Raw genomic sequence first — 18558 nt, forward strand, 5'->3', positions numbered from 1 at the left:
GGATATCACAAAGGACAAGGATAGTAAAGGTGCAGAAAAAACAAGACCTAATTAAAGCTTTGAGGCAGTTTAATTCTGCCTCCTTTTTTCTATCTAGTAAATGTATGGTAGAAAGGAGTGAAGTTTTTCGATATGCCTACTTTTATGTATGAAAATCGAGAAATCTTTTACGAGGAAAAAGGGTCGGGTGTGCCTATTGTATTTATTCATCCCCCAGCGATGGGCAGAAAGGTATTTCATTTTCAATTCGAATTAGAGAAGCACTTTAAGGTCATATTTCCAGACCTTAGTGGATGTGGAGATACCATTGGAGTCCCTGAAAACGTAACTATATTGGGGTTTGCTAAGGAAATAAGAGCACTATTAGACCATTTAGATATAGATCGTGCTGTCATTTGTGGGTATTCATCAGGTGGGTGTGTAGCACAAGAATTTGCCTTAACCTATCCTGAACGAACGTTGGGGGTCATACTCTCAGGAGGTTTCCCAGAAGTTCAATCAGCAGCATTTAAATACGAACACATAGCCGGAATGTACTTAGTGAAACGATTCCCGAAATTTTTGAGTTATCTTATTTCTACTAGTCATACAAATGAAGAAGATGTTCGAAATGATATCTATAACCATATGCAAAAAGCAGATCGGAGAGTTTGGTTCGATTTTTATGAGCAATCCTTACATTACTCCTGTGTGAAGCGGCTTAAACAGTTAAAAGCTCCAGTATTACTACTTTACGGTTCAAGGGATTTTGTTAATCAACACATTAGATGTTATAAGAGGTATATTGATTATCAAGTAGTCATCATTCAGAAAGTATCCCATCAATTACCTACTAAGAAGTGGCAGGTTTTTAATCAGTTAATAACGGGGTTTGTAAAAGAGCAAGCATACTAAGACCTTTAAGGGAATCCCTTAAAGGCCTTTTTTGCTACCAGTAATAGTTACAATCTTCTCCGAGGACCAGGGGAGGTCCTTCAAGATTAGTGGATATCCTGGGAAAGAGGTTCCGTTTAGTTCCAAAGGAGAACCATTGAAAAAAGAGCAGCCGCTATGGCTGGTTATTTGGCTTCTTTCCCCGGTCTTATTCCCACAAGTGTAATGAAGGCAGCAAGGAGACCCAATCCAGCTAAAATATAGAACAATATTGAACCTGTATGCTTTAGCATTATAGCCATCACAGGGGGGCCAGCTGCAACACCAATAAATCGCATAGAACTATATATGGATGTGATCGTACCTCTTTCTTCTTTTTCAATTCCTTCTGTTATTAGGGCGTCTAGACAAGGAAGGCCAACGCCGATCCCGATTCCACTTATAAAGAACATGGCGATCATAAATATCAAGCCATTTGAAAAGCTTAGAGCTCCAATAGACAAAGCTAGCACTACTATTCCAACTAATGTAATCCATTTCATTAAAACCTTATTTTCCTTAATAATCTTTCCAGTAAAATAAGACGAAAAGCATAAAGCGCCTAGTGGTAGAGCCAGTAGTAGTCCCTTTTTTATATCTTTAATGTCGTAGGTCTTTTCTAGAACATCGGAAAGATAGAAAAGTACCGCAAACAGCACAAACATAAGGATGACGCCAACAATAAAAATGGAATAAAGCCATCTTCCGCTATTCTTAAATATTTTTTTAACTTTTTGAAGAAATTCCTTAAATGGAAGTGGCTTTTCTTTGGACTTTGGGCTTTTGACAAGAAAGATCATGAGTAAGACTGAAATGACACAGAAAGCTGGAAAGGCGAAGAAAGGCAAAAACCATATGATACCAGCTAAGAATGCTCCTAGAACGGGACTAAGCACTTTACCTAGTGTATTTGAGGTTTCAATAACTCCCAAAGTGCTACTAACTTCATCTTCATTTTTAAACATGTCACCAACCAAGGGCATAACAATAGGTGCAGCTCCAGCAGCACCGACTCCTTGCAAGGCCCTTCCAATTAAAATGATCCAATATGGGTTATTCATTTTCCATGAGGCCCATCCCGATATTAATCCCCCGATTGCAGCAATCAGTAAACTAGGAATGATGACTTTCTTTCTACCAATATGGTCTGACAAATATCCAGCAAGAGGGATAAGGATAATAGCAACAATTGAGTAGACCGTTATAACCATACTCGATTGAAAGGAAGAAATACCCAACTGAGTTTCTAATTCAGGCAAGACAGGTATTAACATTGAATTGCCTAATGTCATAACTAGAGGAATAGAAGACATTGAGATCACTGCCCAACGTTTCGATTTGCTAGCTTTTTTCTCCTCTTTTTTTTGGGCGGTTTTACCCTTAATTGAATGAGCTTTTTCTACGTATTCCATCATAGACCCGCCTTTTTATATTATTTAACATTTTTAATAGCAATTCTCAACTCCTATTAAAGTCGCCTAAAGTTAATATTTACACTTTTAATAAAAACTAACGGAAAAATAGGTATGCTATTTATGGAAATTCTCTTACAAATGGTATATTCGGGAAAAAACAGATAAAATAATGTCATGAGTATGAAATAGGGGTGACAGAATGCAGAAGATTGTAACGTTAAGTGTAGGAAGACCGAAAGAATATGAGTGGAAAGGTAAACAAGAAAAATCAGGTATCGGTAAATCTATCGTAAATGAAGTAAGGTTAACAAAAGATGGTTTTATTGGGGATGAAGTAGCAGCTCCGGAATTTCATGGGGGTCCAGATCGAGCGGTTTGCTTATATCCTTTTGAACATTACGCTATGTGGGAAAAAGAATTTGGACAAATTTTACAGCCTCCAGCTTTTGGAGAAAATATATGTGTAACAAATATGTTGGAGAAAGATACATATATTGGAGACACTTACCTTTTAGGAGAAACCGTTATTCAAGTCACTCAAGGTAGAGTACCATGCTCAAAAATATCTAAATTCAATGGTATTGATAAGTTACTAGGCCGAATTGTGGAAACAGGGTTTACAGGTTACTTTTTCAGAGTTCTTCAAGAGGGAACGGTAAAATCAGATGCTGAATTAAAGTTAATTGACCGTACCCAAGAAAAAATAACGATTTTACGTGCAAATGAAGTAATGCTTCATGACAAGAAGAATATAGTAGCTATTGAGGAAATCCTCCAAGTGAACGAGCTTGCAGATGAATGGAGAAACAGTTTAACTAAAACACTAAAGAAATTGACTGAAAAATCTTTATAATTTTTCGGGTTACTTATTGACTTTTCAGATATTCCCATTTATCATAAAAAACAATATAACGCGTAAGGCGAAGACGAAGAGTAGTATCTTAGACAGAAACTATAGAGAGCTGATGGTTGGTGCAAATCAGTGTGGATGTTTAAGTGAATGGACTTCCGAGCCTCCAAACCGAACCTTTTTTAAGCAGTAGGCTTTGGCGAACGGTCTCATCGTTACAAGAGGCGGATATTATACTTTAGCTATGATATCTGTTAAGTGAGCTAATTTTTAGCTAATGAAGGTGGCACCACGGGTTTCTCGTCCTTTTTAAGACGAGAAGCCCTTTTTGTTTACAGAAATACTTTACTTATATAAAAGGTCAAAGCGTTAAATCGACAAATTAATGATGTAAATCGTTGAGTGAGAGTAGTATATTAGTTTGGATTGGTCCAGAGAGCCGGGGTAGGTGGGAGCCGGTACAATCCGTCTAATGGAATGGACTCACGAGAGGTTTCTTGAAACGTAGTAGGGAAACACGGAATTCCACCGTTAAAGGGATAGGGTATCTAGATGTTCCATGGACATCTACGTACCCGAAAGAGGGAGCAAATTTTTGCTCTAAACTTGAGGTGGCACCGCGGTAAACGATCGTCCTCTATACACACATTTTCTATGTGCGTATAGGGGACTTTTTTATTTTTAAAAACAAAACTTTGTGAGTTTTATAAGCGAAAGGAGTTTATATAAATGACATTAAAAAATAAAGACGTTTTAATTGAAGAACTACAAGGAGATACGTTGACACCGATTTCTATCTTTCAAAGATTGTCCGGTAAGAAAAAATTTCTACTAGAAAGTTCGCTAAAGCATGAACATTCAGGAAGGTTTTCGTTTATTGGAACAAACCCTGCATACGAGCTAAAGGCTAATGAGCAAGGATCAGTCTTACTTAAAGGGCAACAAGTTGAATATTTGTCAGATAATCCGCTAGAGGTATTAAAAAAAATCACTCCCAATGATCGTTACTGTGAATTAGTACCCTTTATAGGCGGGGCAGTTGGTTTTGTTGGCTATGATGTAGTTCGGTATTACGAAAATATCGGAGAGATTCCAAAGGATGAGCTACAAATCCCAGATGTCCACTTCATGATGTTTGAGGAAGTAGTTGTTTTTGACCACCTAGACCAAAAAGTTTATATCGTTGCAACCTCCTTATTAAATGAAACCAACACAAATGAGCTTCGAAATAGAATCGATTACATCAAAAATGAAATACAAACTGGTGCTGATATAAAAAATCAACCAGTTGAAATATCCTCATATGAGGCATCAATGACGAAAGATGAGTTTATTGAAAAAGTAAAAAAAGCAAAAGAGTACATCATTGAAGGAGACATTTTCCAGGTTGTACTTTCACAAAGAATGAAGGCTTCTATTAAAGGGGATCCATTCTCTTTTTACAGAAAGCTTCGTGTTCAAAATCCATCGCCATATATGTATTACCTAGATTTTGAAGATTATATCGTTGCGGGTGCATCACCTGAGAGTCTGATAAAAGCAGATCAAAATAAAGTTGTAACAAACCCAATAGCAGGTACGAGACCTAGAGGGAAAACAGTCGAAGAGGATACAAGACTCGAGGAAGAGCTGAAACATGATGAAAAAGAGCTTGCAGAACACAGGATGCTAGTTGATCTTGGACGTAACGATCTAGGGCGAGTAAGTGAATTTGGTTCAGTAGAAATAGAAAAGTTTTTAAAAATCGAAAAGTATAAGCATGTGATGCACTTAGTTTCTGAGGTTAGTGGAAAGTTGAAACCATCATATACACCTATCGATGCCTTAACCGCATGTTTGCCAGCAGGAACCGTTTCAGGAGCACCTAAAATTAGGGCAATGGAAATTATAAATGAGCTTGAACAGTTAAAACGCGGAGTTTATTCCGGGGCCGTAGGTTACTATTCTGCAAATGGCAATATGGATTTTGCTTTAACGATTAGAACGATGGTGATCAAGAATGATAAAGCGTATATTCAGGCAGGCGCAGGAATTGTCTATGATTCAGTACCTGAAAAAGAGTATGAGGAAACACTTCATAAACTAAAAGCTTTTTTGGAGGATAAAAGATGATATTACTAATCGATAATTACGACTCATTTACATTTAATCTATATCAATATTTAGGGGAGTTAGGCGAAGAAATCATCGTAAAGCGTAATGATCAGATTTCGTTAGATGAAATTGAACAGTTAAATCCATCTGCTATCGTATTATCGCCAGGACCAGGGAGACCTGAAAATGCTGGCCTATGTGTAGAAATCATTAAACACTTTTATAAAAAGATTCCTATATTAGGGATCTGCCTAGGTCATCAAGCAATCGGTTATGCTTTTGGAGGAAGAATTGAAAAGGCTCAAAAAGTCATGCATGGAAAAGTTTCTAATATTACCCATGCAGGATCTCATTTATTTCAGTACTTGTCTCAGCCATTAGAAATAATGCGTTATCATTCACTCGTTATCGAAAAGGGGAGCTTACCGGGCTATTTCAAAGTCATCGCGAAATCAATGGATGACCAAGAAATCATGGCGATAAAGCACGAACGATTTCCACTTTACGGTTTACAGTTTCACCCTGAATCTGTTGGTACATCAACAGGTAAACAAATGCTTCAAAACTTTTTAATGGATATTGGAAAGGAGAAAAAAGATGAAAACATATCTACAGCGATTATCTGAAAGAGGCTCCCTAAATGAAATTGAAATGAAAGAAGCAGTTGAACAATTATTTTCTAATGATATTAGCGATAGTGAAATAGCAGCTTTTTTAATCGGATTAAAAACAAAAGGGGAAACAGTTGAAGAGATTGCCGGACTTGTCCAAGCAATCAGGGAAAAATCCCTTTCGTTTAGTAAGAATATTCCTAATGTTATGGATAATTGCGGGACTGGTGGTGATGGTTCAAAGAGCTTTAATATCAGCACCACTTCCTCTTTCGTCATTGCCGGCGCAGGAATTCCTGTTGCCAAGCATGGGAATCGAAGCATATCAAGTAAAACAGGAAGTGCAGATGTTCTTGAGTACTTAGGGGTAAATTTATCGTTATCACCTAGTGTGATTGAAGAGTTAATAGAAGAAGTTGGAATAGCGTTTTTGTTCGCACCACATGTTCATCCGAATGTGAAAAGAATTATGAAGGTACGCAAGGACTTACGAATCCCGACTATTTTTAACTTAATAGGACCGTTAACCAATCCGATTGAACTTCACTCACAATTATTAGGGATTTATAGCAGGGACTTGATTACTGTTTTTGCCGAAGTGTTAAAGAACCTTGGAAGAGAGCGTGCTGTTGTTTTAAATGGTACAGGATACATGGACGAAGCGTCTCTTCAAGGGGAGAACTACTTAGCTATTCTAGAAGATGGCGAGATTATAAATAAAATCTTACATCCTGAAGAAGTCGGCCTACCTGTATATGATAATGAAGCGATTAGGGGTGGAGACTCCAAAGAAAATGCCTTGATTTTAAAAAATGTACTTCAAGGTAATAAAGGGGCGTACAGAGATACCGTTTTATTAAATGCAGGAATCGGGATTTACGCAAATGGAAAAGTAACAAACATTCAAGAAGGAATAAAATTAGCCGCTGAAAGTATTGACTCCGGTGCTGCACTAAACAAGCTGGAGCTTTTAATCGAGAAAAGTAGACTTTATGAAGTGGAAGTGATGTAGGTGGAAACAATTTTAGACAAGATCATTAGAAAAAAACAAGAGGAAGTAGAGCAGTTACGTGATATGACTTTTCCACTTATAGAAGGAGCTCAACCGAAATATTCACTGGTTTCTCGTTTGGAAAAAGGGAAAGACGTTACCATTATCGCAGAGTTTAAACGTGCGTCCCCATCTAAAGGGGACATCAACCCTACTCTTGACCCAGCCCTACAGGCAAGAAATTATATTGATGGCGGAGCAGACGCAGTATCTGTTTTAACAGATAAGACGTTTTTCAAAGGATCTTTTGAAGACTTAAAGAAAGTTCGCTTAGCTATACAAAAACCGATTCTTTGCAAGGATTTTATTATTGATCCGATCCAAATTGATTTTGCAAAACACGCCGGGGCAAATTTAATATTATTAATCGCCGCTGCATTGGACCTAAAAAAACTTGAATATCTATATGAGTACGCCAAGACAAAAAATCTTGAAGTCATAATGGAAGTTCATAATGAGGAAGAGACAGAAAAGGTTCTTAAAACAAATAATCCGATCATCGGTGTTAATAATCGAAATCTTAAAACGTTCCAGGTGGATCTTAGAACAACAGAACGCTTGGCTCCACTTATTAAAGGAGAAAATCGCTTTTTAATTGGTGAAAGTGGGATTACCTCTGGTTCTGACGTCGAGAGACTAGTCCGAGCAGGCGCGAACGGAATCCTGGTTGGAGAAACACTTATGAAACATGGAAACATCGTCCAAGGAGTAAAAGAATTAAAGAAACCGTTAATTGAGGTTGTTAAATAATGAAGGTTAAAATTTGTGGCATAACAGATTTGGAAAGTGCTCTAACCGCAATAGAAAGTGGGGCAGATGCACTGGGGTTTGTTTTTGCAGAAAGTAAACGGAAGATTGACCCTCTAACAGCTTTTGAAATCATCAGTCAGTTACCGAGGGAAGTTTTAAAAGTTGGAGTCTTTGTAAATGAATCGGTTGAAAACATAAACAAAATTATTGAGAAAACAGGAATTACCTCTGTTCAATTACATGGAGACGAAACACCGGAATTTTGTACATCTTTTTCAGTCCCAGTCATTAAAGCGTTAAGTATTAGTGAAACATCAGACATTGAAAGAATCAATGGATACCATTGTGATTATATTCTGTTAGATAGTCCAAAAGGCAAATACCATGGCGGGAATGGAACTAAGTTCAATTGGAACTTACTATCCGAAGTAGAGAGGCCCACTCGAAAAATTATTTTAGCCGGCGGGTTAAATATTGAAAATGTAGCTGAAGCAATTGAAATTACTTATCCATATATGGTGGATGTAAGCAGCGGTGTCGAAACGAACGGCAAAAAAGATATAGAAAAAATTAGGCAGTTTATAAGAGCAGCAAAACAGAGGGAGGAAATAAAATGAGCACATATACATTACCAAACGAAAAAGGACATTTTGGAATTTACGGAGGAAGATACGTTCCAGAAACGCTAATGCAAGCGATTTTAGAATTAGAAGAGGCGTATAAAACAGCCATTCAAGATGAACAGTTTCACCTTGATTTAAAGCATTTATTAAAGGACTATGTAGGACGTGAAACGCCTTTGTACTTTGCAGAGAATTTAACGAACCATGCTGGTGGGGCAAAGATTTATTTAAAACGTGAGGATCTGAATCATACTGGAGCTCACAAAATCAACAATACAGTAGGGCAGGCGCTATTAGCTGTACGCATGGGGAAGAAAAAAATCGTCGCAGAAACAGGTGCAGGTCAACATGGTGTTGCGACTGCGACTGTATGTGCGCTACTGAATCTTGATTGCGTTATTTTTATGGGAGAAGAGGATATTAGAAGGCAACAGCTAAACGTATTTCGTATGGAACTACTGGGTGCAAAGGTAGTTAGTGTTACTTCGGGTAGTAAAACATTAAAAGATGCTTGTAATGAAGCACTTCGTTATTGGGTTTCTCATGTAAATGATACTCACTATATTCTCGGATCAGTAATGGGGCCACATCCGTTTCCAATGATGGTTCGTGATTTCCAGAGTGTCATTGGGAAGGAAACAAAGAAACAGTATGTAGAAAAAGAAGGAAAGCTTCCAGATGCAGTTGTTGCTTGTATTGGTGGGGGAAGTAATGCAATGGGGATGTTTTACCCGTTTATTGAAGATGAAGAAGTGCAGATGTATGGAGTTGAAGCAGCGGGACATGGCATAGATACTGTTCAACACGCAGCCTCACTAACAAAAGGAAAGCCTGGAGTTTTACACGGTGCATTAATGTACTTACTTCAAGATGAAGCAGGGCAAATTCAAGAAGCACATTCGATCTCTGCAGGTTTAGATTATCCAGGGGTAGGTCCGGAACATAGCTATTTAAAGGATACCGGTCGGGTCAATTATGAATCCATTACAGATGATGAAGCTATGGAAGGCTTACAGGTATTATGTAAAAAAGAAGGCATCATTCCTGCGTTAGAAAGTGCTCACGCGGTAGCATATGCATTAAAATTAGCTCCTACGATGGAGAAGGATCAAGGCATAGTTATTTGCCTATCGGGGCGTGGAGATAAGGATGTTCATACAATTAAAACTCGATTGGAAGGGAAGGCGTAAGAAATGAACCGATTACAAAAAACATTTCAAGAATTAAGAGCAAATAACGAAAAGGCGTTTGTCCCTTATATAATGGCTGGTGACGGTGGAATTAACGGCTTTAAGGACCGAGTGATCTTTTTAGAAAAGTGTGGAGCAACCGCGATAGAAATTGGGATCCCTTTCTCCGATCCAGTTGCAGATGGACCAACTATACAAGATGCAGGCATTAGAGCTTTAAAGGAAGGTGTAACTCTTAAAGATGTTCTACAGGCAGTAGCCGAACTTCGTCCAATTGTTTCCATTCCACTTGTCTTAATGACTTACATGAATCCCATCTACGCGTATGGAATAGGCTCCTTTATTATTGAAGCAAAAAAAGCTGGGGTTGACGGTTGCATTATTCCAGATTTACCGATTGAAGAAGAGGAAATGATTGCTCCTCATTTAGAGGATGCGGGTATGGAATTAATCCGCTTAGTTACATTGACTAGTCCAATAGAAAGAATTGAAGCCATCTCTAAAAGAGGAAACGGCTTTTTATACGCAGTAACTGTCACTGGAATTACTGGTGCTAGAACGACCTTTAATGAATCTATTGGAGATTACCTCAATAGACTTAAAGAAGTTAGTCCTATTCCAGTCCTTGCTGGGTTTGGAATCTCAACTCCTGAGCAAGTAGTAGAAATGAGCCAATTTTGTGATGGGGTAGTAGTAGGAAGTAAAATTGTTGAGCTGTTCCACGAGAATAAGCATGATGAGATTGCCAAATTAGTGCAAGCTTTTAAGGAAGTTAACGTGGGATAGTAGAGGTAGATGGTGCTAGGTTTATTACTAACTAAGGTGCCACAAGAGAACTAAAAGTTGGAAATTAAGTTATTAACCATATTGTGTGGTACGTGCCAAAAAAGGTCATTAACATTTAAGGTTAGTGCAAAAAAATTACTGTGTATGCGAAAAAAAGGCACTAACATTTAAAGTTAATGCAGAAATATAACTGTGCATGCGAAAAACCGTCATTGACATTTAGAGTTAGTGCAAAAAAACTACTGAGCGCGCGAAAAAAGGTCACTAAGATTCAAAGTTAACACGAATATTGGGTTGTACATGCAAAATGCGGTCAAAAACAATTTTATCCTCTAACCTCCTAACATGAGATATACACCTTCTTGGAATAATACGAAATGGATGGGAGGTGTAAATAATGGATAAAGAGGAACTGAACGAGCATAAGGTTGCTGAGGGTGTCTATGGGTTTAGAACAGCGATTGCTAATATCGCAATTGTTGGGGGATGTGGTGACTCCAGAGATGAATGGGTAATCGTTGACGCAGGTGTTCCCTTTTCCGGCCCTTTTATAAAAAGATGTGCTGAGCGGGTTATGGGAAAGGGAAAGAAGCCTATTGCAATCGTTCTAACACATGGCCATTTCGATCATGTAGGTGGATTGAAATACTTACTAAATCAATGGGATATACCTGTTTATGCTCATAAAGAGGAACTGCCTTTCTTAACAGGGGAGAAAAATTACCTACCACCAGATCCTTCGGTAGGAATGGGATTAATGTCTTTACTATCTCCTTTATACCCTAGAAAGGCAATTAATTTAGGTGAGCGGGTACGAGAGCTTCCTGAAAATGGAACGATTCCTGAGATGCCTGATTGGAGATATATTCATACTCCTGGTCATACACAAGGGCATATTTCGTTATTCAGGGATACTGACAAGTTGATCATTGTCGGTGATGCATTTATCACTGTTAAGCAAGAATCTGCTCTAGCCGTACTCAATCAAACAAAAGAGATCCATGGTCCTCCAGCATATTTTACTCCTGACTGGGAAACGGCCGAGGTATCAATAAGAAAGTTGCATGCTCTGCAGCCACGGATTGCTCTGACAGGACATGGTAAACCAATGGCTGGATCAGAATTAACAGCGGGAATAAACAAGCTCGTTGAAGAATATGACCACATAGTAGTCCCGAAGCATGGAAGGTATGTTCATTAAGAAAGGCTCATTTCGTAAATTTTGTTGCTTTTTAAATACTTTAAGCTACTTTTTTCAACGTATTATGGTGCTGATTTCTTTATTTTGCGAGAAAAGATGCCACGAAACAGCATAGAAACGGTATTGGAGTCCCTATACGAATAGTAACAATCTATGCGAAAACAGCCTTAAGAGAAGTCAACGAAAGACCTTAGTTCATTTGCAGCTAAGGTCTTTATGTTTTTGTATTTTTAAGCGCTTCCTAAACTAGCAACTGATTGATATTATTGGCAATAGAAAGTAGTAGCTGTTATATTAAAAAGAGTAAAAGCTGGAAGAATAGGATGTGTTTAACAGTTATGCCGTTGACAGAGAAAAAATGGTTTAGGTATATGGTGGCCATTATATTATTTTTACTAATCGTTTTATTATTAAAAGTAAATCAGTTTATTCTAGTCCCTTTATGGATCTTCGTACAAACCATCTTTCTACCTTTTGTTTTAGCAGGCATATTATTTTATTTATGTAGACCACTAGTTAGGTGGCTGGAAAGTAAAAAGGTTCCTAAATGGATTGCTATACTTGGAGCGTACTTGGCAATTACTTTATTTATTTATCTTCTAATTAGGTTGGTAGGACCAATCATCAATGATCAGCTTGAAACTTTTGTAGACAACCTACCTGCTATGGTTTCGACTGTAACAGAGTGGATTAAATATGTTCAAGTGAATCGTAGTACTTTCCCTGATTTTGTTCAAGAAGCGATATTAAATGCAAGTACAGAACTAGAACAGCGGGTAAAAAATAATATTGGAAATATTGCAAATGGGATATTGGGCGTTTTCGGTTTTATTGGCGGCTTTGTTAATACTATCTTCTACCTAGTGCTAGTTCCATTTATCTTATTTTATATGTTAAAGGATGGCCACCGTTTTTCACCAAGTGTGACAAACTTTTTTAAAAAATCAAAGCAAGATGAAATCAAGGAAATCTTAAAGGATATGGATAAAACCATCTCTTCTTATATTCAGGGACAGATGCTAGTCAGTTTTATCGTTGGAGCACTCCTGTATGTTGGTTACTTAGTCATAGGACTAAATTACTCACTTGTGTTGGCTCTATTCGGAATGTTAACAAATGTAATTCCATTTTTAGGACCTTTCATAGCGGTTATCCCCGCTTTATTAGTAGCATTATTTCAGGAACCGATTATGGTGTTATATGTAGCCATCATTATGGTAATCGCTCAACAGATTGAAGGAAATGTTATTTCTCCGCAGGTTATGGGAAAAACATTAAACATCCATCCCTTAACCATCATTGTATTAATTTTGACAGCTGGGAATTTAGTTGGCTTACTTGGTGTAATCTTTGTAATTCCTGTTTACTCAATAGTTAAAGTACTGATTACCCGAATTATCAAAATATATAAGATTAACCAAGAGTGATTTATTCATAAAAAAAGCGCCATAAAGGCGCTTGAAACAAACTGGTTCTTTACGAAGATTAATTAATATCCAATATACGCAGCACCAACAATGATCAACAAAATAAATAGAACAACAATTAACGCAAAGCTATTGTTGTATCCACCGCCATGACCCATGATATCACCTCCGTATGGAATAACTGATGGTAAGGCTAAATAAGCTTTTCCCATCGATATTATAGTTTATGTATGTAATAACAAAGTGTATGGACAGGAGGACTAGTCCATACACACACTTTTGTATTTTGGTTTCTGTAAGAGTAAATAACACAAAACGACCGCCCATTCTAAAAGGCGGTCGTTTACTTTATTGGAGTAAGTTCCTCAAACGATCTACATGTTTTTGATCATGATGAAGAATCTCATCTACTAATTGCTGACTCTGTGGGTCTAAGTCTCCCTTTACAATTTCATGAGACATTTGAATTCCGTAAAAATCTTCTCCTTTTAAGGCGGTTCTTAGGATATCATCTGTGGCGGTAGGTGTTGTCCATCTACTCATAAATTCTTGAATAGATCCGATAAATCCCTCATCATCGACAGGAGTGCCTCCGAGATTTTGAATGCGCTCAGCCACTCTCATCGCATGGATTTTATGATCCTTTTGTATTTCCTGGAGTTCTTTTTTTATGTAAAAGTCATCCGTACTCTGTATTAAATGTTCATATGCATGAATGCCCATGTATTGACCTTTAAGAAAAGCATTTAATTCTTTAATAGCCGTATCGTACAATTAAATCACCTCCTACATCAGTAATTTTTCCAATGGGTGGGTTTGTTATCCAATGGTAAATGGTGTAAGGTGACATTTCCTGTTAAAACACAGCGTGGAAGCATGTTGGGTATAAAAAAAGCCAAGTAAACGGATGTACTTGACAAGAATTTATCATATAACGTGGACTCAATTGCTATACCTTCTGTATTGCTCTAGTAATGCGTCTATTTTGTCCGTTAGTTCATTTATTTTTGGGTTAGCCGGACCGTCGTGATATAGAATGGAAGCAATCTGATTTCTGATTTTTATAATTTCTTTAAAAATAGTCTTACTGATTTCGTCAACATCATAGTCCATAATAATCCTCTTTTCTAAAATGTTGTCTCAGGTATCATAACAATAATTTGTAATAAAGTAAGTGACTTTCTCCACAAAGACAGCTGAATCAACAAAAATTAACATCTAATTTGAAGTAGATGGTATAATTTACAATTATTATGTCGGGGGAAATGGATATGAACATTCAAAAGATAACAATAGAAGATGAAGAACTTATAACAGTTGCCCAAAATACGATAAAGAAATTATATAAGGATGGACGTCACCATGTAGGAGCTGCTCTACGAACTAAAACAGGGGAAATTATATCTGCGGTACACATTGAAGCCTATATTGGAAGAATTACAGTTTGCGCTGAGGCCATTGTGATAGGAAAGGCGATTTCAGAAGGTTTTAATGAATTTGATGCGATCGTAGCTGTCCGTCACCCGGATGTTGAAGAGGAAAATCAGGAAATTAAAGTGGTTAGTCCATGTGGGATGTGTAGAGAGTTATTAAATGACTACGGTGAAGATATTCAAGTTATTATGCCTTTTGAACATGAAGTAGCGAAAGTTCATACATCCGAGCTCCTTCCGTTTAAATATAAAAGATCAAATCACTTAGGGGGATAAGAGTGGAAATTAGAAATGTACGTTCAGAGGATTATTTACCAATTATTTCGGTAGTAGATGATTGGTGGGGTGGAAGAAGTATGGCTGATATGCTTCCAAAACTATTTTTTGATCACTTTCAGAGTACTAGTTTTATTATGGAGGATTCAGGAGAAGTGGCTGCTTTTTTAATCGGTTTTGTATCACAGTCAAAAACTGAAGAAGCGTATATTCATTTTGTAGGAGTAAATCCGTCATTTCGAAAGACTGGACTAGGAGCTAAGCTTTACCATCATTTTTTTTCAAAAGTAAAAGAACTGCAATGTGATAAGGTGTGTTGTGTTACTTCACCTATTAATAAAAACTCAATATCGTTCCATACAGCTTTAGGATTTGAAATTGAACCTTCTGAAACAAAGCAAGATGGTGTATATATACATAAAAACTACGATGGAAAAGGAAGCGATCGCGTTTTATTCTATAAGAAATTGGACTAAAGAAAGCATTACCGCTGGTAGTGCTTCATTTTTTTTTCTAAAAGTGAAACCAAAATTTTCTATTTAGAGTCTAAAGGGTTGAAAAAGGAGGGGAAGCAATGGAAGATGAAAAAATCATAAAGCTAGACTCTTATAGAAATCTTATAGATCTGTCTGATAAAGATAAAGCAATAGATGAAATCATGAAAGAGTATACAAAAGACGTATATTTACTAGCTTATTCATTTGTAAAAGATCAAGGTTTTGCAGAGGACATTTCCCAAGAGGTGTTTATAAAGTGCTACAACAATATGGACAGTTTTCGAGGAGACTCAAGTATTAAAACCTGGATTTATAGAATTACGGTCAATACAGCTAAAGATTTTTTAAGAAAAAGAAATTTCAATATTTTAAAGTTTCCAATCATGTTCTTTGACCGATTCTCAGATGAGCATTCTACAGAACAAAAAGTTTTTAATAACCTTGAAAAAGAAGAACTATTAGGGACAGTTCTATCACTATCAACAAGATACAGAGAAGTAATCATCTTATTCTACTTTTACGATTTGAAGGTTGAAGAAATCGCAATATCTCTACAAATTAGCGTTAATACTGTCAAGACTAGGTTATCAAGAGGAAGAGAGAAACTAAAAGGAATAATTGATTTAGAGGGTGGTGATCTGCATGGATAAGAAGCTAAAGGATGCGAAAGATTATATGGATCATCAATACTATAATGAAGAGATTTATAAGAACATTCATAGAGGTGTTAAGGAAAAACTACATGCAAACTCTAGACGAACTAAGTGGGTACCCTTAAAATACGGTATCGTTAGTATAGTCACTCTAGGTGTAGCCATGTTGCTGGTGTTATCAAATTCATCTATCTTCTCCCCACAAAACCATGATACTGACAAACCAGTTGTTCATTCGCCTAAAGAAGAGGAATATAATTTTGAACAGCTTGTTTCTGAAAATAATCAATATCAACTTATATATGATAAGTTATTCCAGGAAATTGAATCAGAGCTGCACAGTAAGGAATTTATTTTCTATTTGGAGGCTCTTAAAAGAAAAGACACAAATAAACTTAAGGAATACATTAGGGGTCTTAACAGTGATCAACAAATGGAGTATCTAATTAGTGCATATGAAAGTATGAACTATGATACATTTGAGGTGATTAACTTTATGAGTAGTCAGGCGGAACCCAGTGTTACGATTACATTAAAATATAGTGATGACTATTCAGGTGACTTAGTCAGAAACATTTATTTGCATTTAACAAGCGAAATAGAAGCTACCATTGATGAAGAGGATTATTTTAATCGCCCACGCAAGGTTACACTAGATGAATATAGTCTTTATCCTTCTATTAATAAAGCAGTGGAGGAAGCAAAAAATTCATTTCGTTTAGGAATGAGCCGAGATGAAATTTTAGAAACGTGGGGACATGACTACTTTGAATATCCAGACCCGGGTAGTGGGGATGGTGGAGCAAAATATTTCTTAACTTTTGACTTTTTAACAACTGAAAACTACAAAAGACCCGAGCCGCAACACGATATTACAGAAGCTTTTAAAAATGGTGATATTCATCTACAAATAAGCTTTGGAATGGATGCCAACTCAAACGCGGTGGGGATGCATATGGTTTATAACGACCACGGTGAAATAATGATGTACAGCCTAACCGAAAATGGGGAAACAATCAATACCGTTTATTAGGAGGAATAAGATGTACGAGTATAAATATGTTCATACAAATTTAGGAGGGTTCTTTTCCGACTCAACTCATCGCGAAACAATCGATGAGCACGCAAAGGAAGGGTGGAGACTTGTGCAAGTTCTACCTACTCACTACAACGGGCATGGGAAACCGACAGATTATGAGATTATTTTTGAAAGGAAGAAAGAATAACATAAAAATCCCTTTTGAGATAAAATTCAAAAGGGATTTTCTTATATGAATTTAACGATTAGTATAATAACAAAAGCAGCTATTAATCCACCTAAAAAGAGGATTAGCGTCATACTAGTCCCTTCTGAATCATTCGATGTTTCATCTAAAGGAGTTTGATTCACTTCCTTCTGATCATGTTCCGTAACGTCCTCATCCACAACGTCTTTATTCATAGCATACATGCCTCTAGGCACTTCTTTTGCCTCTTTCATTGCACTTATAATTCGTTCTTCATACTTGTAATTACCATAATCATAGAAATCCTCAACTAACCCAGCCTTTGTAATTTCCTCCTGATGAAGTAAACCATCAACCCAGACCCATGCAAGTAACCTGTCATACTTATCAAAGAGGGTATTTCCATCTGTCTCTAATGTAATCTTCCCCTTTTTTAAAAATTCACAAGTATACTCACTTGCTTCTTTTCCGTATGGCTCTATTTGATTCGTACTTTCTGGTGTATCAATATATAAAAACCTAGTTTTATATGTAGTTCCATTAACATTAAAATTCGCCGTGTCACCGTCCGTACACTTTTCTAAAATTGCAACATACTTCTCTCCTAAGATTAGGTCAGTGGTTGATTGACTTACAGGAGAACTTACGTGGATGTTTTCTAAGTTATAGCCTTCTAAATCTATTTTATCAATGGTTAAGTTAGATACACATTTTGTATTGCTGTTATACTGCTGAATCAGCCGCAGTAATTCTTCTATAGAACGTGCTTCTTTTGCTAATGCAGTTGGTTCGTGCAATAAATATGTACAATTTGAGTTTCTGAAGTGCCCTCCTAGTTCATCTCTTCCACCATTGTGCGCAAGAGAAGAAGTAGAGTTTAACTGTAAAAGCAAAATGAAAATAGTGAAAAACATGACTAGATGTCTACCAAGCTGCAAAACAAGGAACCCCCCAGTGTTATTTGTTTTTCTATTTTAACATGTAAAATGAAAAAATCCAGCTAGCAGGAACTAGCTGGACTCGTGAATTACCCTTTACTAACAAACATCGGTAAGTCTGTATGTCCCATTTCACGAACATAAACAAACAGGCTTCCTTTATGATGGATTTCATGATCCATAGCAATTTGTAAAAGCCTTGAACCTTTTACTTTTATCCCTAAACTATTTGTCAAATCAATAATAGTATTTAACTCTTCTTCCGTTAGAGATTGAATGATTTCTACCGTTTGGTTTGTTAAATCTTTGGCAAAATCATACAGATTGGAATCTGAGCGGTTTATACTCTGACGCATTGTAGAAGCATCGCCGCCTTTAACTACTGAAACAAAGCTGTAGAAAGAAACAGCCATGTGAGCAACCAGCTTCTCTGCAGTCATGGAAGTAGGTGTTGGTTGGTAGCTATAGTTTTCTTGTTCAATCTTCTTCACAAGCTCTAAAGTCACTTCTCGATGGGCTAAAAAGTATTTAGTATACGATTCGATCGCTTTCATTTGTAGAGCGCTCCTTTAAATTAAAGTAGGTACTATAAATAGTATTCAAGATTGATAGTTCCATTCCTCCA

Annotated in this window: 22 protein-coding genes and 2 other annotated features; of the genes, 16 read left to right on the forward strand and 6 right to left on the reverse strand. The window is 36.9% G+C overall.

The window, feature by feature from the left end:
- Positions 1–132 precede the first annotated feature (132 nt).
- Positions 133–894, forward strand: coding sequence for an alpha/beta fold hydrolase (locus tag ACFYKX_RS19100; protein WP_389362676.1), 762 nt, complete (start codon positions 133–135; stop codon positions 892–894).
- A 164-nt stretch (positions 895–1058) separates the two neighbouring features.
- Here the strand turns inward: ACFYKX_RS19100 and ACFYKX_RS19105 are convergent, their stop codons facing one another.
- Positions 1059–2324: an MFS transporter gene (locus ACFYKX_RS19105; protein WP_389362929.1), complete on the reverse strand. Its 1266-nt coding sequence runs from the start codon at positions 2322–2324 to the stop codon at positions 1059–1061.
- A 202-nt stretch (positions 2325–2526) separates the two neighbouring features.
- On the opposite strand from ACFYKX_RS19105, the gene ACFYKX_RS19110 reads away from it, so the two are divergent.
- From ACFYKX_RS19110 to ACFYKX_RS19155, 10 genes are all read left to right on the forward strand, one after another.
- Positions 2527–3180: an MOSC domain-containing protein gene (locus tag ACFYKX_RS19110; protein WP_389362677.1), complete on the forward strand. Its 654-nt coding sequence runs from the start codon at positions 2527–2529 to the stop codon at positions 3178–3180.
- A 61-nt stretch (positions 3181–3241) separates the two neighbouring features.
- Positions 3242–3488, forward strand: a binding site (T-box leader).
- A gap of 78 nt (positions 3489–3566) precedes the next feature.
- Positions 3567–3818, forward strand: a binding site (T-box leader).
- A gap of 88 nt (positions 3819–3906) precedes the next feature.
- Positions 3907–5289: an anthranilate synthase component I gene (gene trpE / locus ACFYKX_RS19115; RefSeq protein ID WP_389362678.1), complete on the forward strand. Its 1383-nt coding sequence runs from the start codon at positions 3907–3909 to the stop codon at positions 5287–5289.
- Positions 5286–5897 carry an anthranilate synthase component II gene (locus ACFYKX_RS19120; RefSeq protein ID WP_389362679.1) on the forward strand — a complete coding sequence of 204 codons (612 nt, stop codon included), beginning with the start codon at positions 5286–5288 and terminating at the stop codon, positions 5895–5897. The genes trpE and ACFYKX_RS19120 overlap by 4 nt, the downstream gene beginning before the upstream one ends.
- On the forward strand, positions 5869–6894 hold the full coding sequence (trpD, locus tag ACFYKX_RS19125) for an anthranilate phosphoribosyltransferase (protein WP_389362680.1): 1026 nt from the start codon (positions 5869–5871) through the stop codon (positions 6892–6894). Before ACFYKX_RS19120 ends, trpD begins: the two co-directional genes overlap by 29 nt.
- Positions 6895–7683 (forward strand): indole-3-glycerol phosphate synthase TrpC, encoded by a 789-nt coding sequence (gene trpC / locus ACFYKX_RS19130; protein ID WP_389362681.1) that lies wholly within the window; start codon positions 6895–6897, stop codon positions 7681–7683. It begins immediately after the preceding gene.
- Positions 7683–8300 (forward strand): phosphoribosylanthranilate isomerase, encoded by a 618-nt coding sequence (locus ACFYKX_RS19135; RefSeq protein ID WP_389362682.1) that lies wholly within the window; start codon positions 7683–7685, stop codon positions 8298–8300. Before trpC ends, ACFYKX_RS19135 begins: the two co-directional genes overlap by 1 nt.
- The gene (trpB, locus tag ACFYKX_RS19140) at positions 8297–9496 is read left to right on the forward strand and encodes a tryptophan synthase subunit beta (RefSeq protein WP_389362683.1); all 1200 of its coding nucleotides are present in this window, start codon (positions 8297–8299) and stop codon (positions 9494–9496) included. Before ACFYKX_RS19135 ends, trpB begins: the two co-directional genes overlap by 4 nt.
- Positions 9497–9499: 3 nt before the next feature.
- Entirely contained in the window at positions 9500–10282 is a 783-nt protein-coding gene (trpA, locus tag ACFYKX_RS19145) for a tryptophan synthase subunit alpha (protein ID WP_389362684.1), read from the forward strand.
- Positions 10283–10679: 397 nt separating this feature from the next.
- Complete coding sequence (locus ACFYKX_RS19150; RefSeq protein WP_389362685.1) at positions 10680–11483, forward strand: MBL fold metallo-hydrolase; 804 nt, start codon at positions 10680–10682, stop codon at positions 11481–11483.
- 323 nt (positions 11484–11806) lie between these two features.
- Positions 11807–12910: an AI-2E family transporter gene (locus tag ACFYKX_RS19155; RefSeq protein ID WP_389362686.1), complete on the forward strand. Its 1104-nt coding sequence runs from the start codon at positions 11807–11809 to the stop codon at positions 12908–12910.
- Positions 12911–12972: 62 nt separating this feature from the next.
- On the opposite strand, the gene ACFYKX_RS19160 is transcribed toward ACFYKX_RS19155, so the two are convergent.
- From ACFYKX_RS19160 to ACFYKX_RS19170, 3 genes are all read right to left on the reverse strand, one after another.
- Positions 12973–13068 (reverse strand): YjcZ family sporulation protein, encoded by a 96-nt coding sequence (locus ACFYKX_RS19160; protein ID WP_389362687.1) that lies wholly within the window; start codon positions 13066–13068, stop codon positions 12973–12975.
- A gap of 190 nt (positions 13069–13258) precedes the next feature.
- Entirely contained in the window at positions 13259–13684 is a 426-nt protein-coding gene (locus ACFYKX_RS19165; RefSeq protein WP_389362688.1) for a ferritin-like domain-containing protein, read from the reverse strand.
- A 168-nt stretch (positions 13685–13852) separates the two neighbouring features.
- Positions 13853–14023, reverse strand: a complete 171-nt coding sequence (locus ACFYKX_RS19170; RefSeq protein WP_389362689.1) for a hypothetical protein — start codon at positions 14021–14023, stop codon at positions 13853–13855.
- A 158-nt stretch (positions 14024–14181) separates the two neighbouring features.
- Here ACFYKX_RS19170 and ACFYKX_RS19175 point away from each other — a divergent pair, with 158 nt between their 5' ends.
- The 5 genes from ACFYKX_RS19175 (at position 14182) to ACFYKX_RS19195 (ending at position 16995) form a co-directional block, all read left to right on the forward strand.
- A complete protein-coding gene (locus ACFYKX_RS19175; protein ID WP_389362690.1) occupies positions 14182–14619 on the forward strand; it encodes a cytidine deaminase in 438 nt (145 codons plus the stop codon).
- Positions 14620–14621: 2 nt separating this feature from the next.
- Complete coding sequence (locus ACFYKX_RS19180) at positions 14622–15095, forward strand: GNAT family N-acetyltransferase (protein WP_389362691.1); 474 nt, start codon at positions 14622–14624, stop codon at positions 15093–15095.
- Between the two features lie 98 nt (positions 15096–15193).
- Positions 15194–15766, forward strand: coding sequence for a sigma-70 family RNA polymerase sigma factor (locus ACFYKX_RS19185; protein WP_389362692.1), 573 nt, complete (start codon positions 15194–15196; stop codon positions 15764–15766).
- A complete protein-coding gene (locus ACFYKX_RS19190; protein WP_389362693.1) occupies positions 15759–16802 on the forward strand; it encodes a hypothetical protein in 1044 nt (347 codons plus the stop codon). Before ACFYKX_RS19185 ends, ACFYKX_RS19190 begins: the two co-directional genes overlap by 8 nt.
- A 10-nt stretch (positions 16803–16812) precedes the next feature.
- Complete coding sequence (locus tag ACFYKX_RS19195) at positions 16813–16995, forward strand: DUF4177 domain-containing protein (protein WP_389362694.1); 183 nt, start codon at positions 16813–16815, stop codon at positions 16993–16995.
- A gap of 41 nt (positions 16996–17036) precedes the next feature.
- On the opposite strand, the gene ACFYKX_RS19200 is transcribed toward ACFYKX_RS19195, so the two are convergent.
- Both ACFYKX_RS19200 and ACFYKX_RS19205 read right to left on the reverse strand, forming a co-directional pair.
- On the reverse strand, positions 17037–17933 hold the full coding sequence (locus ACFYKX_RS19200; RefSeq protein WP_389362695.1) for a thermonuclease family protein: 897 nt from the start codon (positions 17931–17933) through the stop codon (positions 17037–17039).
- Positions 17934–18022: 89 nt separating this feature from the next.
- Positions 18023–18487, reverse strand: a complete 465-nt coding sequence (locus tag ACFYKX_RS19205) for a DinB family protein (protein WP_389362696.1) — start codon at positions 18485–18487, stop codon at positions 18023–18025.
- Positions 18488–18558 lie beyond the last annotated feature (71 nt).

The organism is Cytobacillus spartinae (assembly GCF_042865285.1).
Lineage (GTDB): Bacteria > Bacillota > Bacilli > Bacillales > Cytobacillaceae > Robertmurraya_A > Robertmurraya_A spartinae.

Bases quoted from the DNA above. Each gene is read 5' to 3' on its own strand.
- ACFYKX_RS19100 (WP_389362676.1), top strand. From the start codon at position 133: ATGCCTACTTTTATGTATGAAAATCGAGAAATCTTTTACGAGGAAAAA.
- ACFYKX_RS19105 (WP_389362929.1), bottom strand. From the start codon at position 2,324: ATGGAATACGTAGAAAAAGCTCATTCAATTAAGGGTAAAACCGCCCAA.
- ACFYKX_RS19110 (WP_389362677.1), top strand. From the start codon at position 2,527: ATGCAGAAGATTGTAACGTTAAGTGTAGGAAGACCGAAAGAATATGAG.
- trpE (WP_389362678.1), top strand. From the start codon at position 3,907: ATGACATTAAAAAATAAAGACGTTTTAATTGAAGAACTACAAGGAGAT.
- ACFYKX_RS19120 (WP_389362679.1), top strand. From the start codon at position 5,286: ATGATATTACTAATCGATAATTACGACTCATTTACATTTAATCTATAT.
- trpD (WP_389362680.1), top strand. From the start codon at position 5,869: ATGAAAACATATCTACAGCGATTATCTGAAAGAGGCTCCCTAAATGAA.
- ACFYKX_RS19135 (WP_389362682.1), top strand. From the start codon at position 7,683: ATGAAGGTTAAAATTTGTGGCATAACAGATTTGGAAAGTGCTCTAACC.
- trpB (WP_389362683.1), top strand. From the start codon at position 8,297: ATGAGCACATATACATTACCAAACGAAAAAGGACATTTTGGAATTTAC.
- trpA (WP_389362684.1), top strand. From the start codon at position 9,500: ATGAACCGATTACAAAAAACATTTCAAGAATTAAGAGCAAATAACGAA.
- ACFYKX_RS19150 (WP_389362685.1), top strand. From the start codon at position 10,680: ATGGATAAAGAGGAACTGAACGAGCATAAGGTTGCTGAGGGTGTCTAT.
- ACFYKX_RS19155 (WP_389362686.1), top strand. From the start codon at position 11,807: ATGTGTTTAACAGTTATGCCGTTGACAGAGAAAAAATGGTTTAGGTAT.
- ACFYKX_RS19160 (WP_389362687.1), bottom strand. From the start codon at position 13,068: ATGGGTCATGGCGGTGGATACAACAATAGCTTTGCGTTAATTGTTGTT.
- ACFYKX_RS19170 (WP_389362689.1), bottom strand. From the start codon at position 14,023: ATGGACTATGATGTTGACGAAATCAGTAAGACTATTTTTAAAGAAATT.
- ACFYKX_RS19175 (WP_389362690.1), top strand. From the start codon at position 14,182: ATGAACATTCAAAAGATAACAATAGAAGATGAAGAACTTATAACAGTT.
- ACFYKX_RS19185 (WP_389362692.1), top strand. From the start codon at position 15,194: ATGGAAGATGAAAAAATCATAAAGCTAGACTCTTATAGAAATCTTATA.
- ACFYKX_RS19190 (WP_389362693.1), top strand. From the start codon at position 15,759: ATGGATAAGAAGCTAAAGGATGCGAAAGATTATATGGATCATCAATAC.
- ACFYKX_RS19195 (WP_389362694.1), top strand. From the start codon at position 16,813: ATGTACGAGTATAAATATGTTCATACAAATTTAGGAGGGTTCTTTTCC.
- ACFYKX_RS19205 (WP_389362696.1), bottom strand. From the start codon at position 18,487: ATGAAAGCGATCGAATCGTATACTAAATACTTTTTAGCCCATCGAGAA.